At 73.1% G+C, this 17,898-nt stretch carries 12 protein-coding genes; 9 read left to right on the top strand and 3 right to left on the bottom strand.

The features are described from left to right. The 4 genes from ACFQSB_RS30390 to ACFQSB_RS30375 form a co-directional block, all read left to right on the top strand. On the top strand, positions 1-312 hold a 312-nt coding region (locus tag ACFQSB_RS30390; RefSeq protein WP_380830277.1), incomplete at its 5' end, for a methionine adenosyltransferase domain-containing protein. A gap of 263 nt (positions 313-575) precedes the next feature. Next, the gene (locus ACFQSB_RS30385; RefSeq protein ID WP_417774570.1) at positions 576-3,203 is read left to right on the top strand and encodes a primosomal protein N'; all 2,628 of its coding nucleotides are present in this window, start codon (positions 576-578) and stop codon (positions 3,201-3,203) included. A 50-nt stretch (positions 3,204-3,253) separates the two neighbouring features. After that, a complete protein-coding gene (locus ACFQSB_RS30380) occupies positions 3,254-4,987 on the top strand; it encodes a hypothetical protein (protein ID WP_380830274.1) in 1,734 nt (577 codons plus the stop codon). 63 nt (positions 4,988-5,050) lie between these two features. Continuing rightward, on the top strand, positions 5,051-6,412 hold the full coding sequence (locus ACFQSB_RS30375; protein WP_354850038.1) for a hypothetical protein: 1,362 nt from the start codon (positions 5,051-5,053) through the stop codon (positions 6,410-6,412). 145 nt (positions 6,413-6,557) lie between these two features. On the opposite strand, the gene ACFQSB_RS30370 is transcribed toward ACFQSB_RS30375, so the two are convergent. Beyond that, on the bottom strand, positions 6,558-10,091 hold the full coding sequence (locus tag ACFQSB_RS30370; protein ID WP_380830273.1) for a DNRLRE domain-containing protein: 3,534 nt from the start codon (positions 10,089-10,091) through the stop codon (positions 6,558-6,560). An 848-nt stretch (positions 10,092-10,939) separates the two neighbouring features. Between ACFQSB_RS30370 and def the strand changes: the two genes are divergently transcribed. The 3 genes from def to ACFQSB_RS30355 are packed head-to-tail and all read left to right on the top strand — an operon-like array spanning position 10,940 to position 13,866. Beyond that, positions 10,940-11,488, top strand: a complete 549-nt coding sequence (gene def, locus ACFQSB_RS30365; protein ID WP_354850044.1) for a peptide deformylase — start codon at positions 10,940-10,942, stop codon at positions 11,486-11,488. Positions 11,489-11,491: 3 nt separating this feature from the next. Beyond that, positions 11,492-12,442, top strand: coding sequence for a methionyl-tRNA formyltransferase (fmt, locus tag ACFQSB_RS30360; protein WP_380830272.1), 951 nt, complete (start codon positions 11,492-11,494; stop codon positions 12,440-12,442). After that, the gene (locus ACFQSB_RS30355; protein WP_380830271.1) at positions 12,442-13,866 is read left to right on the top strand and encodes an RsmB/NOP family class I SAM-dependent RNA methyltransferase; all 1,425 of its coding nucleotides are present in this window, start codon (positions 12,442-12,444) and stop codon (positions 13,864-13,866) included. The genes fmt and ACFQSB_RS30355 overlap by 1 nt, the downstream gene beginning before the upstream one ends. 57 nt (positions 13,867-13,923) lie before the next feature. Here the strand turns inward: ACFQSB_RS30355 and ACFQSB_RS30350 are convergent, their stop codons facing one another. Next, the gene (locus tag ACFQSB_RS30350; RefSeq protein WP_380830270.1) at positions 13,924-14,946 is read right to left on the bottom strand and encodes a hypothetical protein; all 1,023 of its coding nucleotides are present in this window, start codon (positions 14,944-14,946) and stop codon (positions 13,924-13,926) included. A 109-nt stretch (positions 14,947-15,055) separates the two neighbouring features. Here ACFQSB_RS30350 and ACFQSB_RS30345 point away from each other — a divergent pair, with 109 nt between their 5' ends. Then, positions 15,056-15,697: a TetR/AcrR family transcriptional regulator gene (locus ACFQSB_RS30345; RefSeq protein ID WP_380830269.1), complete on the top strand. Its 642-nt coding sequence runs from the start codon at positions 15,056-15,058 to the stop codon at positions 15,695-15,697. 521 nt (positions 15,698-16,218) lie between these two features. On the opposite strand, the gene ACFQSB_RS30340 is transcribed toward ACFQSB_RS30345, so the two are convergent. Continuing rightward, on the bottom strand, positions 16,219-16,536 hold the full coding sequence (locus tag ACFQSB_RS30340; protein ID WP_380830268.1) for a hypothetical protein: 318 nt from the start codon (positions 16,534-16,536) through the stop codon (positions 16,219-16,221). 2 nt (positions 16,537-16,538) lie between these two features. On the opposite strand from ACFQSB_RS30340, the gene ACFQSB_RS30335 reads away from it, so the two are divergent. Then, entirely contained in the window at positions 16,539-17,438 is a 900-nt protein-coding gene (locus ACFQSB_RS30335) for an AfsR/SARP family transcriptional regulator (protein ID WP_354850058.1), read from the top strand. Positions 17,439-17,898: the final 460 nt, after the last annotated feature.

The following is a 17,898-nucleotide window of genomic DNA, read 5'->3' as shown; positions in this document are numbered from 1 at the left end:
GCCAAGAACGTGGTGGCGGCCGGGCTGGCCGATCGGGCCGAGGTGCAGGTGGCCTACGCGATCGGCAAGGCGCAGCCGGTGGGGGTGTTCGTGGAGACCTTCGGCACCGAGAAGATCGAGGTGGCCAAGATCCAGGACGCCATTCTCCAGGTCTTCGACCTGCGTCCGGCGGCGATCATCCGTGATCTGGACCTGCTGCGGCCGATCTACTCCCAGACCGCGGCCTATGGTCACTTCGGCCGCGAGGAGCCGAACTTCTCCTGGGAGCGCACCGACCGGGCCGACCAGCTCCGCCAGGCCGCCGGCCTCTGACCCGCGCCCGCCGCGGCCCGCATCGCCGGGCCGCGGCTTTCGCATGACCGCCGGCGGGCGTGCACGCTCGCGCGGGCCGGTTCGGCCTGGTGGGCGCCTTCTGGTAGGACCTAACCGTGACCGCGACCAGCCCCGCCGGGGAAGCCATCGGAGCGCCGCCGCCCGGCGCCGCCGGTGACCCGGCACGGCCGGGCGCGGCGCGGGACGCCGAGCCCGACGGACTCTGGGGCGAGACGACGCCGGGCAAGGGCGCGGGCACGGGCGTGGCCAAGGGGACGGTGGCGCCCGCGGGCGAGCTTCCGATCGCGCGGGTGGCCGTGGACGTGCCGCTGCCCCACCTCGACCGGCCCTTCGACTACGTGGTGCCCGAGACGATGGCCGAGGCGGCGGTGCCGGGCTGCCGGGTCAGGGTGCGCTTCGCGGGCAAGCTCGTCGACGGGTTCCTGCTCGAACGGGCGGAGGCCAGCGAGCACGAGGGCAAGCTCGCGGCCCTCGAACGGGTGGTCTCCTCCGAGGCGGTGCTCACCCCGCAGATCGCGGCCCTGTGCCGGTCTGTGGCGGACCGGTACGCCGGCACCATGTCCGACGTCCTGCGGCTGGCCGTCCCCCCGCGACACGCCAAAGTAGAGGCCGAGGAGGCCAAGCGAGAGGCGGCGCGGCCCGTCTCCCCGACGTCCCCGAGTGAGGGGCCTGGGGCGCCGCCGGGGAGCACCGGTGGACCCGCGGACGCTTCCGCGCCGACCCGGCCGGTGTCTCCGAGCGTGGGGGCGCCGGCCGGGAGCACCGGTGAGCCCGCGGACGTTTCCGCGCCGATCCGGCCCGGGTCCCCGAGTGGGGGGGCGCCGGCGGGGAGCACCGGCGGGTCCGCGGACGCTCCTGGGCCGATCCGGCAGGCGCGGGCGGGGCAGGGCGCCGCGGCAGGGCCCGCGGTGGACGGGCCGGCGCAGCAAGCGCAGGAAGCGCAGAAGGCGCAGAAGGCGCAGGGGGCGCGGTCGATCGCGGTGGAGTCGGGGGAGTGGGCGGAGTACCCGCTGGGGGCCTCCTTCCTCGCGGCGGTGGCGGAGGGCCGGGCGCCGCGGGCGGTGTGGAGCGTTCTTCCGGGCGCCGCGCACGGGCCCCGGTGGGCCGAGGGCGTCGCCCTGGCCGTGCTGGCCGCCTCCCGGGCGGGACGGGGCTCCCTGGTCGTGGTGCCCGACGGCAAGGACGTGGCCCTGCTCGACGCCGCGCTGACCCGCGTCCTCGGACAGGGCGCCCACGTGGCGCTGACCGCCGGTCTCGGTCCCGCCGAGCGGTACCGCCGGTGGCTGCGCGTGCTGCGCGGCGGGGTGCGGGTGGCCGTGGGGACGCGGGCGGCGGCGTTCGCCCCGGTCCGCGACCTCGGCCTTGTGGCGATCTGGGACGACGGGGACGACCTGCACGCCGAGCGGCTGGCCCCCTACCCCCACGCGCGCGAGGTCCTGGCGCTGCGCGCCCACCAGACGGGCGCCGCGATGCTGATCGCCGGTTACGCCCGGACGGCGGAGGCGACCCGGTTGATCGCCGGCGGATGGGCCCGCCCGATCGCCGCGCCGCGCGAGACGCTGCGCCGGCACGCCCCCCGGGTGCGTCCGGCCGGCGACGACGCCGAGGTGGCCAGGGACGAGGCCGCCCGGGCGGCGCGCCTGCCGAGTTCGGCGTGGGCGGCGCTCAAGCAGGGCCTGGCGAGCGGGCCCGTGCTGGTCCAGGTGCCCCGCCGCGGCTACCTGCCCGCGCTCGCGTGCCAGTCCTGCCGCGCCCAGGCCCGCTGCCACCAGCCCGTGGCGACCGTGACCCCTCCGCTCACCCCGGATCGGCTGGAAAGGCCGGGAAGCCCCCGCAGGCCGGAGGACTCCGGCGTTTCCGCGATTCCCGGCATGCCGGGCACGTCCGACCCGGCATTCCCTCGAACCCCAGGGAGACCGGTGAACACCGGGAGACCGATGAACGCGGACGTGCCGGGGAACGCGGGCGTGCCGATGAACGCGGACGTGCCGGGGAACGCCGGGGCGCCCGCTCATGCCGGGATGGCGGCCGATACCGGGACGGACCGGTCGGGGGAGCCGCGAGGACGCGATGTGGCGGCGGCGATGTGCGGGGGGCCGCTGGCGTTGCGGGGAGGGCACGCGGCGCCGTACTGCCGGTGGTGCGGGCGCATCGCCGGCATGTGGCGCTGCCAGGCGTGCGGGAGCAACCGCATGCGCGCCGTCGTGGTCGGCGCCCGGCGCACGGCCGAGGAGCTCGGCCGCGCCTTCCCGTCGGTCCCGGTGAAGACCTCCGGGCGCGACGGCGTGCTGTCGGGCGTCGGCCCGGCCCCGGCGCTGGTCGTCGCCACGCCCGGCGCAGAGCCGGTCGCCGAGGGCGGGTACGCGGCGGGCGTCCTGCTGGACGGCTGGGCCCTGCTCGGCCGTCCCGACCTGCGCGCGGCCGAGGAGGCGCTGCGGCGCTGGATGAACGCCGCGGCGCTGCTGCGCCCGGCCGCCGAGCTGGTGGTGCTCGCCGACTCCTCCGTCCCGGCCGCGCAGGCGCTGATCCGGTGGGACCCGGTGACGCACGCCGAGCGCGAGCTGGCAGAACGGGCGGTCCTCGGGTTCCCGCCGGCGGTGCGCATGGCCACGCTGACCGGCACGGCGGCCGGGCTCAGGGAGATGGCGGGCGATCTGCGGCTGCCCGGCGAGGCGCAGGTGCTCGGCCCCGTCCCGGTCGAGGGGGCCCGATCGGGGCCCGAGGAGCCGCAGGAGCGGCTGATGGTACGGGTGCCGCGCGCGGCGGGCCCGGCGCTGGCCCGGGCGCTCAAGGGGGCGGCGGGCGTGAGGTCCGCCCGTAAGGCTCCCGACCTGGTCCGGGTGTGTATGGATCCGATCGATCTCATCTGACCGTAGGCCGCCGATTCGCGGGGCTGAAAGTAAGCCGTTAGTTTCTCCCTGTGTCGATCGAATGGGTGAACGGGGCCATCGAGGAGATCCGGGCGTGGGGGCGCTCGAAGGACGTCGTGGTGGACGCCGACGAGGTTCGCCTCCTGTGCGACTACGCCAGCGACTATCTGGACGTGAGCGAGCTCGCCGACTTCACGCCCGGCACGTTCGAGCAACTGCTGCTGGACATCTACCCCCGCAAGGTCATCGCACCGCCCGAGAGCGCCGCCGAGACGGTGGCGGCGGCGCGCACGCTGGTCGACTTCCTGCTGGAGAGCGGGGAGATCGGCACCAAGATGGCGGCCCGCATGCGCGCCAAGATCGACGAGATCGCGCCGGAGATGCCCGCCGCGCTCGCCGACACCTCCAAGTTCGGCATGGCCAAGAGCATCTTCGGGGCGATGGGCGCCGACGAGCCCGATCCGACCGCCCTGGACGCTCCCGGCCCCGCCGGCTCCGGCGACGACCTGCTCGGCCTGCCGCTCCACCGGCTGCGCGGCGTCACCGCCGACGACGGGTGCGAGTGCCCCGGGTGCTCCCCGCTGCCGGCCGTGCGGCTGGCGCCGCCGCAGCAGGTCGCCGGGGCGGTCCGCGAGGCCGGGCTGCTGCGGGACGCCCACCTCGTGGTGGCTTGGATGCGCGACGCCGGCCGCACGCCGACCGTCCGGGGCGCTCTGCGCGTCCGGGACGCCGCGCGCGTCACCAGAGAGCTCGGCGTCGCCGCTCCCGAGACCGCGTGGCGGCTGGCGGTGTCCCTCGGGCTGGTGGAGGTCTCCGGCGCGGCCCTGACGGTCGCCCCCGGCTTCCTGCCGCTCCCCGAGCGCGACGACCGCGAGGTGCTGGACCTGTGGGCCGGCACGGTGGCGTTCGTCACCGACGGAACGGCCGACATCACCGGCTCGGCCGAGCTGGACCAGGAGCTGTACGCCGTCCACGACATGCTGTACCGCCTGCAGGAGCCCATGGCCCTCGCGGAACTGCGCGAGCACCTGGAGGAGGCGTGGACGGGCGCCCGGCCCGGCGAGGACGACCAGGACGACGAGGACGGGCTGGGCGCCGCGCTGGAGGTCCTGGCCCACTGCGGCACCATCGAGCGCGTGCGCGACGCCGTCCGGCTCACCCCGCACGGCCTGTGGGGGATGCGCGAGACCTTCGTCCGCATGGGCATGCCGGCGCCCGTCGCGCCCGATCCCGCCGAGGGCGACGCGGCCGGCCTGGTCGACGGCCTGCTGGGCGGGGTGCCCGCCGAGCAGGCCGAGCGCGACATCGGCTCGTGGCTGGCCCGCCGGTCCTCTCCGGAGGCGGCGGCCGAGCTGCTCGGCGCCGTCCAGGCGCAGGACGCGGCGCGGCGCGGCGTCGCCGTCACGATCATCGACAGGCTCGGCCCGGAGGCGGCCGACGCCGTGCGGCCGTTCCTCTCCGACGCCGAGCTCCGCCCGCACGCCGTCCACTGGCTGTCCGCGCGCGGCCTCGAGGCGCCCGCGCTGACGCCCGAGGAGGCGCTGTGGGTGAGCGTCGACATGCTCGCCGTGGCCATGCCGGCCACCGAGGACGATCATGAGCGGTTCGCGGGCACCCTGGCCACGGCGGCGCCGCCCGCCCACGTCATCGAGGAGATGTGGCAGGTGGACCACCCCGACGTCGCCGAGGTCCTGGACCTGCTCGGCCGCCACCTGCCCGACCGCGAGATCGCCAAGGCCGCCCGCAAGGCGGCGTTCAAGGCGCGTTCGCGCGGCATTCACTGAGCGGGCCAGGCCAAGGTCCGCAGTCGGTCATCGCGTGTGGCTGGTGTGGAGTAAGTTGCCTGAATGGCCAACAGCGGTAACGGCGGGATCTTCGATCTTGGAGAGCTGCGCAGCCTCATCGACGAGCTGGGGAGCGTGTCAGGCGAGGAGCGGGAGGCGCTGCTCGCCGAGATGGCGGGGGAGAACGACGAATGCGATTGCGGTGAGTGCGAGAGCGAGGTGCTGAGCTTCCCACCGGTCGAGCTCGCGCCCGCGGACGAACTCGCCGAGGCGGTGCTGACGGTGCCGCTGGTGCGGGACGCCCTGCGGCTGGCCGGCTGGACGGGCGCGAGACCGGTCACCGCCGAGGGGTTCCTGACGCCCGCCGACGCGCGGGAGGCCGCCGCGTGGCTCGGGGCGGACGACGAGCGGTTGCGCCTGGTGTGGGTCGTCGCGGTCAACACCGGCCTGCTGCGCATCGCCCAGGCCGGCGCGTCCCCCGGGCCGGGGCTGCCCGCCGACCTGATGGAGTTCTGGGACGGGGTCGTCATGGACGTCCTCGACCGCACCGACGAGGGGCTGACCGGCTCGGCCGTGGCCGACGAGCACCTCACCGAGATGCTGGCCACCATCTACGCCACCAGCGACGGCATCACCTACACCGCCCTGGTCGAGGGCATGCTGCAGGCCCACGAGATCGGCTGCGAGGCCCGCGCGGCCGAGATGCGGCGGCTGCGCGAGCGGTTGCCGGCCGAGCTGGACGCCGCCCTGGACCTGCTGGCCTACTGCGGGCTGTTCGAGCGCGCGGCCGACCGCGTCCGGCTCACCCCCCTCGGGGTGTGGGCCGTCCGGCAGGACCTGCTGCGCGAGGGGCACGACGCGCCGCTGCTGGCCGAGGTCGCCTCCTACGCCGAGCTCAGCGCGGCCGAGCTGGTCGAGGCGATGCTGTCGGGCGAGGCGCCTTCCAGCGCCCCCACCCTGTGGGTCGAGCGCCGCGTCCCCGAGGACGCCGCGCGCGAGCTGATCAAGGTGGCGGCGTCCGGCACGCCGGGGCAGCGCGGGGTGATCGGCACGGTCCTTGAGGAGATCGGTCCGGAGGCCGAGCCCGCGGTCCGCGAGGCGCTGGCCGAGCCGGCGATGTGGCGCCACGCCGCCGTCTGGCTCGGGGTGCGCGACCTGGCCGCGCCGGTGCTCAACGAGGACGACGGCACCTGGCTCGCCGTCGACACCCTGGCCACGCTGCTGCACATCCCCGACGCCCAGGAGGCCATGGGCGAGTTCGAGGCTCTGGAGGCGGGGGAGGAACTGCTGCGCCTGGTCGACGAGATCAGCCACAGCGGCCACCCCGACTCCATCGCCGTGCTCGAACTGCTCGGCGCCCACCATCCCGACGCCACCGTCGCCAAAGCGGCCCGCAAGGCCGCCATGAAGGCCCGCTCCCGCTGACCCGCCCCGGGGCCGCCTCGCCGTCGCGGGGCGGCCACTTGGCCACCTGGGGCCCTGTGTCACCTGCCCCGGCTGCGCACGGGGCGTCCGGGCCGCCCGGCCGTGCCGGGGGACGGCCTGGCCACGGCGGCCGGGGTGGCCGCGCCTACTTCACGACCTTGGCCACATAGACACGAGCCAGCCTTGGCCACGCGTCGCTGAGGCTGCGGTAACGGTCCCGAGGGCCATGCTGCGCGTAGAAGACGCCGGCGCGTTGCGAGACCCAGCTGACCACCGCCAGATGGTCGAGCCATCCGGACACGCTTTTCTGGTCGAAGAAGATCACGTCTCCGGGCTGCACGCCCCACCAGCTGTACCGCCAGACGAGGCGATGCCGCTTGGTCTGGAAGTGGTCGTAGAAATGGACGACGTTCATCCAGCTGTAGCTGCGCGCGCCCCCGCCTATGCGCAGATGCTCGAACCAGTTGTTGTCGTTCGAACGCGAGTACCAGCCTTTCTCCGGTGCCTTACCTCCCTTGTTCACGGCGTAGGAAGTGAAGTTGGTGCAATTGTTGTGCTTGATGGCGTAGGGCCACGTGTAGACGTTGTCCACCGCCCATTTGGCGATTCCCGATTGCCTGACGCTCCGCGTGGAGACCTGGCCCGACCCCACGGACAGGTCCGGCCACCCCTTCGGGTCCAGGGGAAGCGGCGCGGGAGCGTCGGCCGGGGCCGCCGTCGAGTCTCCGGTGATCACGCCGTTGAGGTCGCCGTCACCCGAGGAGCCAGAGGCGTCCACCGCCGTCCCGTCGAGGTTCCGCGTGATCGACGCGACCGATGTCGACTGCTTGTCGAACACGAAGTCCCGTACGGCGACGTCGTCGTTGGTCTTGTCCTCCGCGGACGCCGTCCCCACACCGTCGGCCGTGGTCGTGGTGGTCTTGACCGTGGCCCGGACGGTGACGGAGTCGGCGGCCGTCTGGGAGACCAGGACGTCCGACAGGGTCACGGCGGAGCTCGTCTGGGCGACCTGGTGGCCTGCCGCGTCCTCGGCCCACTGCCGTAGAGGGCCCGCCTGGGTGTCCAGCGCGGCGGCGAACCGCGTCCCCTGGGTGCTCTGGCCGGCGGCCGCCGACGCCGAGATGAAGACCCCCTCGCGCATCTTGTTCTGTGAGGTGAGGTACTGCTTCACCGCGTCGAGGTAGCTCTGGGTCCCACCGGCGACGGCCTGGGGGGTCACGGAGGCCGTTGCCCAGCCGCTGGTGCCGTAGGCCGTCAGAGCCCGGACCCGGAGGCTGTAGGCCGACCCGTTGGTCAGCCCGGTCACGACGACGGCCTGGTCGTCGGTGCCGACGCTCTTGAGCGGCTGACCGTCGCTCTTCAGTACCTCGATGTCGTACCGCACCGTCCCGCTGCCGCCGGTGTCGGCGGGCTCGTCCCACGTGAGGAGGGTGCCCGAGTCGCCCGCGCGGGCGCGGACGCCCTGGGGGACGGTCGGCGGAGCGGGCGGCAGGTAGGAGATCACCAGCTGAGGAGCGGGGAACGCCGCCGGGACACTGTCCTCGGATCCGAGGAGCGCCAGACCGTGGTCGTCGGCCGGCTGGGTCAGCCAGTCGCTGAGCAACGCCGCGAGGTCCAGGTCGGCCGATCCCACCGGGGCGTCGGCGTTGCCGTCCGCACCGATCGCGGCGGTGACGTCGGAGGAGACCGGTGACGCCGGCAGGGCGGTGTCGAGGGAGTAGGCGGAGACCTCTCCCGAGCAGGCGCCGCCACAGGCGGGGGAGCCGAGCTTGAGGGTGGCCGAGACGATGCTCGCCCCCGCCGGGATCGCGCTCAGGTCCGCCGAGACGACCGTGAGGTCGCGGTCGGCGCCCGTACCGCCGATCTTGACGGTCGACGAGGGCTGCAGCGGGCAGGCGGAGCCCTGGCAGGCGTCCGCCGCCGCCTTCGCCGTCGAGAGGGTCAGCGTGTCGGCGCCCAGGACGAGGGTCTGTCCCTGGGGGGTGGGTGGTGGCGCCGGAACGGTGAAGGAGATGGGGGCGGTCCTGTCCGTGCACGCGTCGCCGGCGCAGGCGCGCATCTGCCAGCTGTACCTCTGCCCCTGACCGGCCATGCCGTCGGGGAGCCGCAGGGAGACGCGCCCGCCGTCCGTGGCGTTGCCGCTGCCCAGGGGGGTGGGGCCGACGGCGTTCCCGGAGTCGTCGGTGAGGAAGAACTGCGCCGTCACCGCGTCTCCGGAGGGGCGGCTCACCACGCCGGACAGGATGGGATTGGCGGGTTCGTCCAGCGAGGTGCTCTGCGCCGTCGGCGGATCGGCGGCGTCGGTGGTCAGCCGGACGGGGTCGGCGGCGGTCGTGTCGGTCCCGTCACCGGCCTCTACGGAGAGCTCGTAGCGCGTCGCGTTGGTCAGGTATCCGGGCGGGACGGTCCACTGCGCCGGTGTCCCCGAGGGAACACCGGAGATGGTCCGCGTGCGCACCGGCTGTGCGCAACCGGCCCCGAGAGGGGTGCATGTGAGGGTGAAGGTGTAGGTCAGGCTGCCGCCGTCGGAGTCGGTGGCCCTGGCGCTGACCGTGGGGGTCAGGCTCGACGTCGTCAGCGCCTCCGTGGAGGAGTCCGCGCCGGGGGTGATGGAGACCTGCGGGACGGTGGGCCGGCTGTCGTAGGTGACCGTCAGCGCCGGATCGGTCGGCCCCTGGCTGCCGGAGGTGTGGTTGGAGGAGTGGTACCGGCGCCAGGTGGTGGAGTCGGACTGGTCGGCGCCGCGGACCTGGACACCGTGGTTGGCCGACCCGTCCGCCCATGCCTGCACGATGGCGTCGATGTCCCAGTGCGTGAACGCGGCAGGGCATCCGCTGTCGTGGCCGTAGGCGCTCGTGACCGTTTTCGCGCCGCTGGTGGTGGTGGCCGGCTCGGAGCCGTACCTGATCGTGTCCGGGTCCCAGCCGGCGGTGACCCGGCGGACCTGCACGCCCGGGCCCGCGGTGGAGCACGTCGACGACCAGTAGGTCCACAGCCTCAGGTCGGTGTCCAGGATGTGCTTGCCGCGAAGGCCGGCGATGTCGTTGAACAGCAGATATGAACGGGCGACGGTGGTGCCGCCGTCGAAGGTGCCCGCCTTCAGCTCGGTGGAGCCGCGCTGGGAGTCGGGGAAGTTGGTCGCCACCCAGGTGTCGGTGCCGACCGTCAACGTGCTCGTCGGGTCGATGGTCACCGGGTACCGCAACGCGGGATCGCTGAGGTAGCCGGGGTCCGGCCGCAGTGTCAGCACGGCTCCGCCCGCCTCGCGGCGGATCGACGTCGTGACCTCCGCCTGACGGGTCGCCTCGCCGGAAGCGGGATCCTTGGAGGAGTCCCACATGTGCGGAGCCGGTGCGGAGATGACGGTCGTGCCGAGGCCGTCGACGAGGCGAAGACCGTGATCGGCGTCCTTCTGCAGCGTGAGGCCCTTGGTCCTGATCGGCAGAGTGATCGTCAGGGGACCGGACGGCGGCCGGCGCAGAACCAGCGAATGCGTGAAGCCCTGCGGCAGCGACGTGACGACCAGGTCCCCGTCCGGCACCACGCCCGTGTAGGTGGCGGTGTTCCCCCGGACCGCCGGCGCCGGGAGCGGGTGGTTCCAGCCCACCGCGAACGAGCGACCGCCGTTGTCGATGGATGCGAACGGCGCGGTCCCTCCGTGGGACAGCCGTAGATCCACCTGCGCCGCCCTGGGCTTGAGTTCACCGCCGGCGGAGACCAAGGACGGGTCGATGGCGGTCCACGACCCGTTCCCTCTCATCCTGATCGGGCGGTGTGCGCCTCCGTCGTCAGACTGCCGTCCGGGTTCGCCCACGTGGTCGAGTACTCGGTGCGGGCATCGGCCACCTCGACACGGGTCTTCCGCGTGCGGGCGGCCTGCTGCGCCGATGAGAGAGCGGACCGCGGGGCCACGGCTGAGGGGGTGGGCGACGGCCCGCGCTCGGCCCGCGCTCCGGACGCCACGCCGCCGAAGGCCACGCTCGTCATCAGGCCGAGGACGAGCGCCATCCGGAGCGATGGCCGGGCGGGCATTCCTTGACCGGCGCGACGCTTTCCGGCGCGCCATAAGCGTGGGTGGGGAGTCACTGAATCCTCCAGGACACGCGGAACGGGGAATGGCTGACCGGAAGGTCCCGTCCCGTCCGGGGGAGCCGGTATTCCGCCAGCGACTGACCCTAGGTCGGGCTAACCCCACCAATTTGGTGAGTGCTGGACTGATTCTCGTTCAGTGCGGCATTTGTCCATAAGCATTTCCACGTACGTGCAAACGCCCAGGCAGCCCGCGCGCGCCGCCCGCGCCACAGTGATCGACACGGCCACGAACGATCACGCGCCGCGGGCCGCGCCTGCTCCCGCCGGGACGGCGCCGCCGGTGTAGCCTTCGACGACGCCGCGGAACCCGATCAATCCCGGCGCCGTGGGCTCCGACCGGCGGGTGGGGGCGCTCCCGTGATCGCGGACGCGGCGTTCGCGGTGAGCCACATAAACTAGTGAGACCTTCAATTCGTGACGTGAACGGAGTCTTCCGTGGCCATACAGTCGATCCGCCTGTTCGGCGACCCGGTGCTGCGCACCCCCGCGGAGCCGGTCAAGGACTTCGACAAGGAGCTCCGCAAGCTCGTCAAAGACCTCACCGACACGATGATGGACGCCCCCGGCGCCGGCCTGGCCGCGCCGCAGATCGGGGTCGGCCTGCGGGTGTTCACCTACTACGTGGACGACACCCTCGGCCACCTGGTCAACCCCACCCTCGACCTGTCGGAGGACAAGGACGAGGATGGTGAGGAGGGCTGCCTGTCCTTCCCCGGCCTCACCTTCCCGACGCCGCGCGCCATCCGCGCCGTCGCCAAGGGCTTCGACATGCACGGCGAGCCGGTCACCATCGAGGGCACCGACCTGATGGCCCGCTGCGTGCAGCACGAGACCGACCACCTCGACGGCGTGCTGTTCATCGACCGCATGGATCCCAAGCAGCGCAAACTGGCGATGAAGGCGATCCGCGAGGCCGAGTGGAGCGGGCTGGCCGCCCCGGCCGTCAAGTTCTCGCCGCACGCCACTCAAGGGAAGGCTCTCTAGCAAGTGCGCCTCGTCTTCGCCGGAACCCCCGAGACCGCCCTGGCCCCGCTGCGGGCGCTGCTCGACTCGCCCAGGCACGAGGTGGTGGCCGTGGTGACCCGCCCGGACGCCCAGTCCGGGCGGGGCCGCAAGATCCACCCAAGTCCCGTCGCCGAGCTGGCCGAGTCCGCCGGCATCGAGGTGCTGCGTCCGGCCAAGGCGGGCGACCCCGAGTTCCTGGCCCGGCTCAAGGCCATCGACCCCGACTGCTGCCCGGTCGTGGCCTACGGTGCGCTGCTGCCCCAGTCGGCGCTGGACATCCCCCGGCACGGCTGGATCAACCTGCACTTCTCGCTGCTGCCGGCCTGGCGGGGCGCCGCCCCGGTGCAGCACGCCGTGCTCCACGGCGACCCGATCACCGGCGCGGCGACGTTCCAGATCGTCAAGGCGCTCGACGCCGGCCCGGTGTACGGGGTGGTGACCGAGGAGATCCGGCCCGACGACACCAGCGGCGAACTGCTGGCCCGCCTGTCGGAGTCGGGCGCGGGCCTGCTGGCGGCGACGCTCGACGGCGTGGAGGACGGCACCCTGGAAGCCCGCCCGCAGCCCGCCGAGGGCGTCAGCTACGCGCCCAAGCTGGAGGTGGCGGACGCGCGGGTCGACTGGACGGCGCCCGCGATGCGCGTCGACCGGCTGGTGCGCGCGTGCACCCCGAACCCCGGCGCCTGGACCGAGTTCCGGGGCGCGCGGCTCAAGCTCGGCCCGGTCGCGCCCGTCCCCGGCCCCTCGGCCCTCGTGCCCGCCGAGGGCGCTCTCGCGCCGGGGCAGATCGCCGTCGCCAAGGACACCGTCCTGGTCGGCACCGCCACCCACCCCGTGCGGCTCGGCGAGGTCCAGCCGCAAGGCAAGCGCCTGATGGCCGCCGGTGAGTGGGCGCGCGGCGTGCGCCCCGGCGCCGACGACCGGCTCGCCTGATGGGCTCCCCGAGCGGCGCCGGCCGCACGGGCGGCGGACGGCCCGGCGCGGGCGGCAGGAGACCCGCCCCGGGCGGCAGGAGGCCGAAGCCGGTGCGCGACGAGGCCCGCAACGTCGCCTACGACCTGCTGCGGGCCGTCGACGAGCGCGACGCCTACGCCAACCTGCTGATGCCCACGCTGCTGCGCGAGCGAGGCCTGTCCGGCCGTGACGCCGCCCTGGCGACCGAGCTGGCCTACGGCACCCTGCGCGGCCTCGGCACCTACGACGAGATCGTCGCCGCGTGCAGCGACCGCCCGCCGGAGGACATCGACCCGCCGCTGCTGGACGCCATCCGTCTCGGGGTCCACCAGCTCCTCAAGACGCGGGTGCCCCCGCACGCCGCCGTCAGCGCGACGGTCGACCTGGTGCGGCTGCGCGTGGGCACCGGCGCCTCGAAGTTCGCCAACGCCATCCTCCGCAAGGTCGCCACCCGCGACTTCGACCAGTGGCTGCCCATCGTCGCCCCCGACCCCGGCGAGGACGCCGTGGGCCACCTCGCCGTCGCCTACAGCCACCCGCGGTGGATCGTCTCGGCGCTGCGCGACGCGGTCGGCGGCGGCTTCGAGGAGACCGCCGACCTGCTGGCCGCCGACAACGAGCGCCCCGCGGTGACGCTCGTCGCCTGGCCGGGCCGCAGCACCGTCGGTGAGCTGGTCGAGGACGGCGCGGCCGCGGCCCGCTACTCGCCGTACGCGGCCTACCTCCCCGAGGGGGACCCGGCGTCCCTGGAGGCCGTCGCGCAGGGCCGTGCGGCCGTCCAGGACGAGGCCAGCCAGCTCGTCGCGCTCGCCCTGACCCGGGTGCCCGTCGAGGGCTCCGACCGCTACTGGCTGGACATGTGCGCCGGCCCGGGCGGCAAGGCCGGGCTGCTCGACGCGCTCGCCGTGCAGAACGACCGCCACCTGCTCGCCGCCGACCAGCGCTTCCACCGCGCCCGGCTGGTGTGGCGGGCCACGCGCAGGGCCGGGGTCATCACCGCCGACGGCACCCGGCCCGCCTGGCGGGACGGCGCCTTCGACCGGGTGCTGGTCGACGCCCCGTGCACCGGCCTCGGCGCGCTGCGCCGGCGCCCCGAGGCCCGCTGGCGGCGCTCCTCCGACAGCGTCCAGGAGCTCGGCGCGATCCAGCGGCGCCTGCTCGGCTCGGCCCTGGACGCCGTCCGCCCCGGCGGGGTCGTGGCGTACGTGACGTGCTCGCCGCACCTTGCCGAGACCCGCGTCGTGGTCGGCGACGTGGTCAAGAGGCGGGGCGACGCCGAGCTGCTGGACGCCCCGTCCTACCTTCGCGAGGTCGACCACCTGGGCGAGGGCCCCTACGCCCAGTTCTGGCCCCACCGCCACGGCACCGACGCCATGTTCCTGTCCCTCATCCGCCGCACCTGACCCCGGCGCCCGCCGGCCCGGTGGGCACAAGAGGGGCCGGTGCTTCGCCGCCCCGGGTCAGCCGGAGTAGCGTTCGGCGATCGCGGCGAAGGCGGCTTTGGGCTCCCAGGGCATGTCGGGGTAGGTGTCGCCGTTGCGGCCGTCGAGGACCTTGACGATCCCGAGGCTGGCGAGGTCGAGGTCGTCGCGGGGGTCGCCGTCGGGGCGGTGGGGCAGGTTGCGGAGCGCGAAGAGGTGGACGAAGGCGCTGTCGACGCCCTCGCCGTCGAAGATCTCGAGCAGTTCGCCGAGGTAGGCCGCCTGGCCGGCCTCGTCGCGCTCGTACCGCCCGTCCAGCCGCATCGCGCCGGTGGCTTCGTCGATCTGCAGGATCTCCATGCTGCGTGGCGCGACATCGCCCGCACCGCGCCAGGTCGCGGTGCCGAAACCGGTGACGGCGACGGGTTTGGGTTGTGCGACGAGGTCGCGCACGCCCCCTCGGAACCGGTCGGCGACCTCCGCGGATCGGATGAGCTCGTAGGTCACGAAGTCGAACAGGTCCCAGTCGACGCCCTCGAACGGGATGGCGGCGTAGGTGACCTTTCCGTGGAAGCGCTCGCGGACCGCTGCCACGGCGGTGGTGAGAAAGTCGCCGATACGGGTCCTGACCTCGGCGAGGCGTTCCGCCCGGCCGTCCGGGTCGCCCAGCAGGCGAGCGAGTCGTTCCTCGAGGCGGTCACCGTCGGCGAATCCCCGGTTCATGAGGCTCAGCTCGACGCCGGTGACGAACACGACCTCGGCTCCCGCTGCGCGCAGCCGCTCGGCCCGGTCGGCGCAGTCGAGGAACAACGCGAGGATCTCGTCGGTCGTCAGGTCCAGCGGGTACGGCGAGAACCAGACCTCGAGGCCGAGGCCGGCGGCACAGCGGGCGGCGAGCTCCAGGCGCCCCGGGTCGCCGCCGACGATCTGGACGGCATTGCAGTGCAGGTCGTCGCGGATGATGGTCAGCTCTCGCCTGACCAGCTCCGGGTCGAAGCCTTCCACCGAGTTGACGCCATCGCGGATGAACCCGGTGTCGTAGGTCATGCCCTTTGCGCGCATGGATGTCGGTCCTTTCTCGGATGTCTGTGGAGCGGACGAGAGGCGACGCTACCAGATTCTTGCGTGCACGCATCTTTGCGTGCACGCAAGGTGGGTTAGGATGAGGGACGTGACGACGAATCGGCCGGGCCTGCGTGAACGGAAGAAGGAGGCCACCAGACAGGCGCTCCGCGCGGCGGCGCTGCGCCTCGCGCTGGAACGCGGGCCCGAGAACGTCCGCGTCGACGACATCGCCGAGGCCGCGGGCGTGTCGCCCAGGACCTACAACAACTACTTCGCAAGCCGTGAGCAGGCGATCGTCGCCGCGGTCACCGCGGAGCGCGCGTCACGGGTGGCGGCGGCCGTGGCCGCCCGTCCCGCCGACGTCGGCCTCGCCGACGCCGTCATCGACGCCGTCGTCGGGGAGTACACCGACCCCGGCGACGATGCGCGGGACGCGCTGCTGATGATCACTGCCAGTTCCGCCCTGCGCGCCTGCTACGCCGACACCGTCACCACGATGGAGGGGCCGCTCGCCGAAGCCATCGCCCAACGCTGCCGAGGCATGGACCCGCTGACCGCCCAGGTGCTCTCCGCCGGAGTCGGCGCGGCCGCCAAGGTCGCGCTCCAGCGGTGGCTGCGATCGACGGCCGTGCCCGCGTCGACGAGCGGCTTGGTGGCGCCGTCGGGATCGCTGCCGAACCTGATGCGCATCGCGCTGATGCCGCTCGCGCCGGCACTGGACGCGGCCGCGACACGCCCACGCCCATGACGGGTCTCGAAAGGCACGCACATCGCGGGGAGCTTCGGCTGTGGCGACCCGCCGGCGGGGGCCACACCGCCGCCGGGGCGCTCGGGAGGTGCTGACCGGAGCCACGACGCCGTGGGTTCCGACGGGAGGACGTGGTGATGCAGCCTTGCTAATTTTCCGGGGGAATTGTTAGCGATATCGCACATTGGGGCGGGCGGGTCTGTGGGATTCGGTCAAGAGTTTACCGCCCGGTAACCCCCTGATCCGTGAGCGATTCACCGGTCGGTAACCCGCTTACGTGTGGGGGCGCGAGCGCGGATGCCGGCAGGCGGCATGGAAGGCTTGACGATTCCATTGCCGCCGGGCTCTCCGGGACGTTCCGGATCATGAGGCGTCGTTCCCGCCGGCCGGCCGCCGGGTGACGGACGGATCCGGGCCGACCGAAAATTTATCTTGACGAGGCGGGGGTGGGGTGGGAATATCACGAGTGGCGATGATTGCACAAACGTGACATGTGGTCTTACCGCTGAATGTCATGTGACTTACTCCTGAATGTCATGCAACAGAGCGGCACGCTCGAATGTGGCGCAAATCCATCGCATCGGCCGGCGAGCAGGTGTGGCTGTGCTCGGAATACGAAGCGCATCTGAACCGGCTTCCTCCCATTCGATGGATGCGCCTTTCAAGCCTTTCGTGACGCTGCGACGTTCCCCAGATGGGCGATGTTCGATGACCGCGCCGATGTCCGGGCTCATCGACACCGCCCGCGTGAAGTCCGATGCGCACGAGCCCCAGGTACCGGCTTGCCCTCTGAGCCGCTCGACCATGACATCGACCGCCGCTCGAAGGCGAAGGAGCACACGTGATCCCTCATCACGCGGTCGGCCACCCGGCCGCTGTGGCGCCGCAGGCGGGGCCGTCCGGACAACGGCGGTTCACGCGCGAGGGCTCCACGCACATGAAGATCTCGTTGCTCGGCCCACTGGAGGTGCTGGACGCCGCCGGTGGCAGGATCACCCCGAGTTCCTTGAGGCAGCGGATGCTGCTCGCCCGCCTGTGCGTCGATGCGGGGCGTGTCGTCTCGGCCCATCAGCTCCTGAGCGCGCTGTGGCCCAGCGAGCGGCCTCGCACGTCGTTGACGGCACTTCAGGTGAACATCTCCAGGTTACGGAAGTACCTGGCGAACGCCGGAGTCGATCCCGGCACGGTGGTCACGGCGCCGGATGGATACGCGATCGACCTGGAGTGTCATCAGCTGGATGTCCGCGACTTCCGTGGCCTGGTCGCCGAGGCGCGGCAGAGCGACAGGGAACGCCGGACGGAGTTCGCGACCAGACAGCTCCGGCAGGCGCTGTCGCTGTGGCGAGGCGACCCGTTTCGCGATCTGCGCGACTCGGTGGTCCTCGAATGCGCGGCACGGGCGTTCGAGGAGGAGCGGAACGCCGCCTACGAGAGGCTGATCCAGCTCGAGCTGGACCTCGGACGCCACCAGCACATCATCGGCGAGCTGTACGAACTGACCTCGCGGTTCCCCACCTGGGAGACGTTGCACGCACAGCTGATGATCGCGCTCTATCGGGGCGGCAGGACCGCCGAGTCTCTCACCGTCTACGAGGCGATCCGCCGGCGCCTGGTGGCGGAGCTCGGCATCGAGCCGTCGGGTTCACTCAAGCGGATCCAGCTCGCCGTTCTGCGGCAGGACGACCAGCTCGAGTTCCCTGTCCCCCGGGTCGCGGCGATCGTGGTGGGCGAAGCCGGTTGACCGGATGAGGCGGCAGAGCCACCGGGAGCGCACCGGCCCGGGGCCGGGCTGATCCCACGCCCCATTCACGCCCTTCGGTGATCGCGAATCGCGATCAGGCACCCGGAGCGCGCCCGAGGTGAATGCTCGCCGTGCCTTTTGCCGATCCGGCGATCCGGCGATCCGGTGATCCGTTTTCCCTCGCTGTAACCCGGGCATCCATGATCGGCCGTGGCCGAAAGCCGGACTCGCCGGGCTCCGGCTCCCTGGACGCCTGACGCCGGCGGGGGCCGCGCGTTCACCTCAGGCTCCCGCCGTGTTCGCGCGCGGGTGGGCGGGCCGATGTCCCGGTGGTCGCGGGATATGCCGTCACAAACGTCGCGGACGGCGTGCGGCGCATTTTCCCGCGTTTCCCCCTGTGGTGCGCGGCATCCCCGTTCGTCGTCGCTCATCCTGCCTCGCGGGCCCGTGTAATAGATCG

This window comes from Sphaerisporangium rhizosphaerae (assembly GCF_042665155.1).
GTDB lineage: Bacteria > Actinomycetota > Actinomycetes > Streptosporangiales > Streptosporangiaceae > Sphaerisporangium > Sphaerisporangium rhizosphaerae.
This window is presented reverse-complemented; position numbering and strand designations above follow the sequence as displayed.

Excerpts from the sequence above, each read along its gene's own strand:
- ACFQSB_RS30375 (WP_354850038.1), top strand. The coding sequence starts at position 5,051 with ATGGCCAACAGCGGTAACGGCGGGATCTTCGATCTTGGAGAGCTGCGC.
- ACFQSB_RS30355 (WP_380830271.1), top strand. The coding sequence starts at position 12,442 with ATGGGCTCCCCGAGCGGCGCCGGCCGCACGGGCGGCGGACGGCCCGGC.
- ACFQSB_RS30350 (WP_380830270.1), bottom strand. The coding sequence starts at position 14,946 with ATGCGCGCAAAGGGCATGACCTACGACACCGGGTTCATCCGCGATGGC.